The sequence below is a fragment of the Gallibacterium genomosp. 1 genome, from assembly GCF_000771875.1.
GTDB lineage: Bacteria > Pseudomonadota > Gammaproteobacteria > Enterobacterales > Pasteurellaceae > Gallibacterium.
Window position 1 is genome coordinate 1 of the sequence record NZ_JPXX01000032.1, and the last position, 5,563, is coordinate 5,563.

General features: G+C 36.8%; 6 protein-coding genes. 1 reads left to right on the forward strand and 5 read right to left on the reverse strand.

Annotation, left to right across the window (positions count from 1 at the left end):
* Positions 1–73 precede the first annotated feature (73 nt).
* The gene (gene ftsH, locus JP36_RS10295; RefSeq protein ID WP_039174426.1) at positions 74–1,975 is read right to left on the reverse strand and encodes an ATP-dependent zinc metalloprotease FtsH; all 1,902 of its coding nucleotides are present in this window, start codon (positions 1,973–1,975) and stop codon (positions 74–76) included.
* A gap of 61 nt (positions 1,976–2,036) precedes the next feature.
* The gene (gene rlmE, locus JP36_RS10300; protein WP_021462436.1) at positions 2,037–2,666 is read right to left on the reverse strand and encodes a 23S rRNA (uridine(2552)-2'-O)-methyltransferase RlmE; all 630 of its coding nucleotides are present in this window, start codon (positions 2,664–2,666) and stop codon (positions 2,037–2,039) included.
* Positions 2,667–2,908: 242 nt separating this feature from the next.
* Between rlmE and yhbY the strand changes: the two genes are divergently transcribed.
* Complete coding sequence (yhbY, locus tag JP36_RS10305; RefSeq protein ID WP_039137325.1) at positions 2,909–3,211, forward strand: ribosome assembly RNA-binding protein YhbY; 303 nt, start codon at positions 2,909–2,911, stop codon at positions 3,209–3,211.
* Positions 3,212–3,266: 55 nt separating this feature from the next.
* On the opposite strand, the gene JP36_RS11885 is transcribed toward yhbY, so the two are convergent.
* The 3 genes from JP36_RS11885 to metK form a co-directional block, all read right to left on the reverse strand.
* Positions 3,267–3,620, reverse strand: a complete 354-nt coding sequence (locus JP36_RS11885; protein ID WP_267881935.1) for a nitroreductase family protein — start codon at positions 3,618–3,620, stop codon at positions 3,267–3,269.
* A gap of 28 nt (positions 3,621–3,648) precedes the next feature.
* Positions 3,649–3,894 carry a nitroreductase family protein gene (locus tag JP36_RS11890; RefSeq protein WP_267881936.1) on the reverse strand — a complete coding sequence of 82 codons (246 nt, stop codon included), beginning with the start codon at positions 3,892–3,894 and terminating at the stop codon, positions 3,649–3,651.
* Positions 3,895–4,052: 158 nt separating this feature from the next.
* Positions 4,053–5,201, reverse strand: coding sequence for a methionine adenosyltransferase (metK, locus tag JP36_RS10320; RefSeq protein ID WP_039137323.1), 1,149 nt, complete (start codon positions 5,199–5,201; stop codon positions 4,053–4,055).
* Positions 5,202–5,563: the final 362 nt, after the last annotated feature.

Here is a 5,563-nt window from a genome sequence, read left to right on the forward strand (position 1 = left end):
TGTCTACTATGCCATAAAAATAGGGCCTTTAATAAGCCCTATTTCCCTTCCTTTTATGGTATTTCAATGAAAATTATGCATTTTCTGATGGATCTACTGTTTCAGAAGAAGTATTAGCTTTATCCTCTTTTGGCGTTTCATCTACTTTCTCTTCTGGTTTAGTTTTTTCCACCCAACCTGACGGTGGTGTTACTTCCTGACGTTCCATTAATTGCTTAATTTGTGGTTCATCAATTGTTTCATATTTAACTAATGCATCTTTCATAGCGTGAAGAATATCCATATTATCTATCAAGAGCTGTCTTGCACGTTGATAATTACGAGAAACAATATTATGCACTTCTTCATCAATGGTATGTGCTGTTGCATCCGACATATGTTTCGCTTTCGCCATTGAACGCCCTAAGAATACTTCACCTTCATCTTCAGAATATAAAATTGGACCTAATTTATCTGAAAAACCCCATTGAGTGACCATATTGCGAGCAATATTCGTTGCCACTTTAATATCATTTGAAGCTCCGGTTGAGATATTCTCTTCACCATAAATCAACTCCTCTGCGATACGTCCTGCATATAAAGTCGAAAGTTTACTTTCCAACTGTTTCTGACTAATGCTAATTTGATCACCTTCAGGCAAGAAGAATGTCACCCCTAATGCACGGCCTCTCGGGATAATAGTTACTTTATGAACAGGATCGTGTTCAGGAACTAAATAACCGACAATAGCATGACCTGCTTCGTGATAAGCGGTAGATTCCTTCTGTTTATCCGTCATCATCATTGTTCGACGTTCCGGTCCCATATTAATTTTGTCTTTTGCCTTTTCAAATTCCAACATTGTTACTAAACGTTTATTTGTACGTGCCGCAAATAACGCTGCTTCATTAACCAAGTTTGCTAAATCAGCACCAGAATATCCTGGTGTGCCACGAGCAATAGTCATAGGATCAACATCATTCGCTACTGGAATTTTACGCATATGAACTTTTAATATCTGCTCACGTCCACGCACATCCGGCAAACCAACAACCACTTGGCGGTCAAAACGTCCAGGACGTGTTAATGCTGGGTCAAGCACATCCGGACGGTTAGTTGCCGCAATAACAATCACTCCTTCGTTACCTTCAAATCCATCCATTTCAACTAGCATTTGGTTCAAAGTTTGCTCACGTTCATCGTGTCCACCACCTAAACCAGCACCACGCTGACGACCTACCGCATCAATTTCATCAATAAAAATAAGACAAGGTGCATTTTTCTTCGCTTGTTCAAACATATCACGCACGCGCGATGCACCCACCCCAACAAACATTTCAACGAAATCTGAACCGGAAATGGTAAAGAACGGCACTTTAGCTTCACCAGCAATCGCTTTTGCCAATAAAGTTTTACCTGTACCCGGAGGCCCTACCATTAAAATACCTTTCGGAATCTTACCACCCAATTTTTGGAATTTACTCGGATCACGTAAGAAATCAACAATCTCGCCCACTTCTTCTTTCGCTTCATCACAACCTGCAACATCGGCAAACGTTGTTTTGATCTGTTCCTGCGTCATCATTCTAGCTCGGCTTTTACCAAATTTCAGCGCACCGCCGCCACCGCCTTGCATTTGACGCATAAAGAAAATCCATACTCCGACAAGAAGTAACATCGGGAACCAAGAAATCAAGATTTGTGCCAATAAACCACGTTTTTCAGGTGCGGTACCGGACACTTTAATATCTTTCTTCAATAAATCATCAAGTACTTTATCATCATACAATGGCATTACCGTTTGGTAGGTATCGCCATTTTTCTTGGTCACGGTAATTTCATTGCCATCAAAACGCGTTTCTGAAATTTGGTTGTTACCAATATCGGTAATAAAAGTAGAATAATCAACACCATCTCTAGTATTGCCGGAAAAGCCTTGGAATAGCGTCATCAGCACAATTGCCACAACACTCCAAAGCATAATATTTTTAAGCATATTATTATTTTTCAAGGTAAATCCCCGTTATTTGTGTGTTTAAAAAAACATTATCGTGTGGTTAAAGTTTATAACCCATTGCAACAATATAAACCTCTCGAGAACGATCTCTCGATGCTTCCGGTTTACGCACTTTCACTGTCTTAAATAATGAACGAATTTCTCGTAGATATTCATCAAAACCCTCTCCTTGAAACACTTTCACCACAAAACTACCTTGTGAAGCAAGAACCTGCTTACACATATCTAAAGCTAACTCAACAAGATACATCGCACGAGGAATATCAACCGAAGGCATTCCACTAAAATTAGGTGCCATATCCGACATCACTACGTCCACCTTGTCATCACCAATTTTTTCCAACAATGTATTTAATACTTTTTCTTCACGGAAATCCCCTTGTAAGAAATCAACACCAACAATAGGGTCCATATCTAGAATATCACAAGCAATTACTCTACCTTTTTCACCGATTTGTGTAACAACATACTGTGACCAACCACCCGGTGCAGCGCCAAGATCAACAACAGTCATATTCGGTTTAAACAGCTTATCCGTTTTTTGAATTTCATCTAACTTGAAATAAGCTCTGGAACGCAATTTTTGCTTGTGAGCCTGCTGAACAAATTTATCTTTGAAATGTTCGTTAAGCCAACGTGTAGAACTTGCCGAACGTTTTTTTTTACCCATAATGCTAATATCTGAAAATCAATTGAATTAATACTCTAAAAATACTCGTTACTATATGATGATTAACTCCTAAATTTCAAGGCAAACAAGCATAAATTCAGCGAATACTGTAATAGGCTACACAATTATAGACAATTCTAATGAAATTGCCGCTTTATTTATCTTCATTATGCTAATTTCTTTCTATTTCATCCATAAACGTTTAAAATGTAGCATTTTTAATTTACTGAAAAGGGATACTTATGACATTAACATTATCTACAAAACAAAAACAGTATCTGAAAGGTTTGGCTCATCATCTTAACCCTGTAGTTATGCTCGGTGGAAACGGGCTTACAGAAGGTGTCATCGCTGAAATTGATAATGCACTGAATCACCACGAGCTAATCAAAGTAAAAATTTCCGGTGTTGACAGAGAAGATAAAGAACTAGTAGTCGCAGCAATAGAACGTGAAACCGGTGCTTATACGGTACAACGTATCGGACATATTTTAGTACTTTATCGCCCTAGTGACGAACCAACTATCATTTTTCCTAAAAAATAAAAAAAGAGTAGCTTAATCACTTAAGCTACTCAGACTGAACACTTTTATTTTTCTTTTATGCTGTTGGCATCTCATTCCAAGTTGTAAATTCATTCACCTCATAACGATAACTTTGATGGGGTTCTTTTACCTTTTTACCAATAGCAATTAACAATACATCTTCATACCGTTCAGGAATAGAAAATGTAGAACGAAGCTCTTTTGAGTCATAACCAATCATTGGACTCGTATTCCAGCCTTTTTCTTCAGCTGCTAACATAAAACTCATTACAAAAAGTCCTATATCTAAACTCAGGAAATTCATTATCTTTTGCTGCTCCAATTCCTGATAAAAACCCAAAGTTATTCCAATCATTTGTTGCTTCAGACTTTCTGGTAAAAAACCTTTCTGAACCAAGGTTTCATTCATTTTTTCAACTAATGGTTGTTTGATTGCTTCACGCCAAAATCATCAACACTGCAGAAGCATCCAATACTTGCTTCTGATTAAATACAATAGGAAATAATTTCTCTTTTGCTGGCTGTTCAGTTAAAACAACAACACGCCACGGTTGAGTGTTAAACGCACTTGGTGCTTTACCCGCCAAAGCAAGCAGTTCTACCAACTCTTCTTGACTAATTTTCACATTAGGATCTAAACAACGGTTAGCGTGACGATTTAATAAAGATGATTCTACACTCATATATATTCCTTAAAATAATATAATCTCTATTCAGTTCTACATTTTTATAACTGTAAGATTAAGTTCTCATTTGAATTAATACTGATTCAGTAAAGAAGCCATTACAATATTTTGTAATGGCTTCAAGAGTATTGAAATATTGCTACAGCAATAATTTCTTATTTTAAATAGCTAGCTAACAATTCTGCTTTATCCGTACATTCCCAAGGGAATTGTTCACGTCCAAAGTGACCATATGCAGCAGTCTGGCGATAAATTGGCTGAATAAGATCTAACATTTTGATTAAACCATACGGACGTAAATCAAAATGTTCACGTACCGCATCAACCAATACTTCATTATCAACTTTTCCTGTTCCGAAGGTATCAATCATAATTGATGTCGGTTCAGCCACACCTATAGCATAAGATAATTGAATTTCGCAACGATCCGCCAATCCAGCTGCTACAATATTTTTAGCAACATAACGTGCTGCATATGCCGCTGAACGGTCAACTTTTGACGGATCTTTGCCAGAAAATGCACCACCGCCATGACGCGCTGCACCACCATAAGTATCGACAATAATTTTACGTCCGGTTAATCCACAATCTCCCATAGGTCCACCAATCACAAAGCGACCAGTTGGATTAATAAAGTATTTAGTATTTGCTGACAACCATTGCTCAGGTAATACTGGTTTAATAATTTCTTCCATAATACCTTCACGTAAATCTTTATCACTAACGTTATCTGCATGCTGACTTGAAAGGACAACTGTATCAATGCCTTGGATCTTTCCATTCTCATAGATAAAAGTAATTTGGCTTTTTGCATCAGGGCGCAACCAAGGCAAAACACCACTACGACGCACTTCAGCTTGTTTTTCCATTAAACGGTGGGCATAAGTAATTGGAGCAGGCATTAGAACTTCTGTTTCATTAGTAGCATAACCAAACATTATCCCTTGGTCACCAGCACCTTGTTCTAACGGATTTTCCCTATCAACACCTTGATTAATATCAGATGACTGTTTACCGATCCCATTCAATACAGCACAAGAATGACCATCAAATCCCATTTCTGAAGAAGTGTAACCAATATCACAAATTACTTGACGTGCAAGATGCTCAATATCCACCCATGCTGATGTTGTAATTTCACCACCAATTAAAGCCATACCTGTTTTAACATAAGTTTCACAAGCTACTCGTGCTTTTGGATCTTGTTCTAAAATTGCATCTAAAACAGCATCTGAAATCTGATCTGCGATTTTATCTGGATGTCCTTCAGAAACAGATTCAGAAGTGAATAAATATTTTGACATGAAAATTCCTTATCAATAACTACCAATATTAAAAATAAAAAAGAAAAAATAGATGTTTTTACTTCTAGACGGCTATAATACGCTTTAATTGTTATTTGACAAGTAATTTTTTATTTTTCTTAAAAATAAAGCTTGATAAGTTATTTAACATTTACTGCTATTGTTTATAGTGAAATTAAACAACCAAACCTGATATATTCAGATTTTCCATATGAGCCGTGCTAATTAGATAAAAACATCTTACTTTAATACCATAGATATCTATTGATATAGGTCTAACTTAAAAAGTTTATTTCCCCGTTTGTCTCACCTCTCTCAAAGCAAGCACTTTAATGTAAAACAACATAAAAAAAACGCTAACC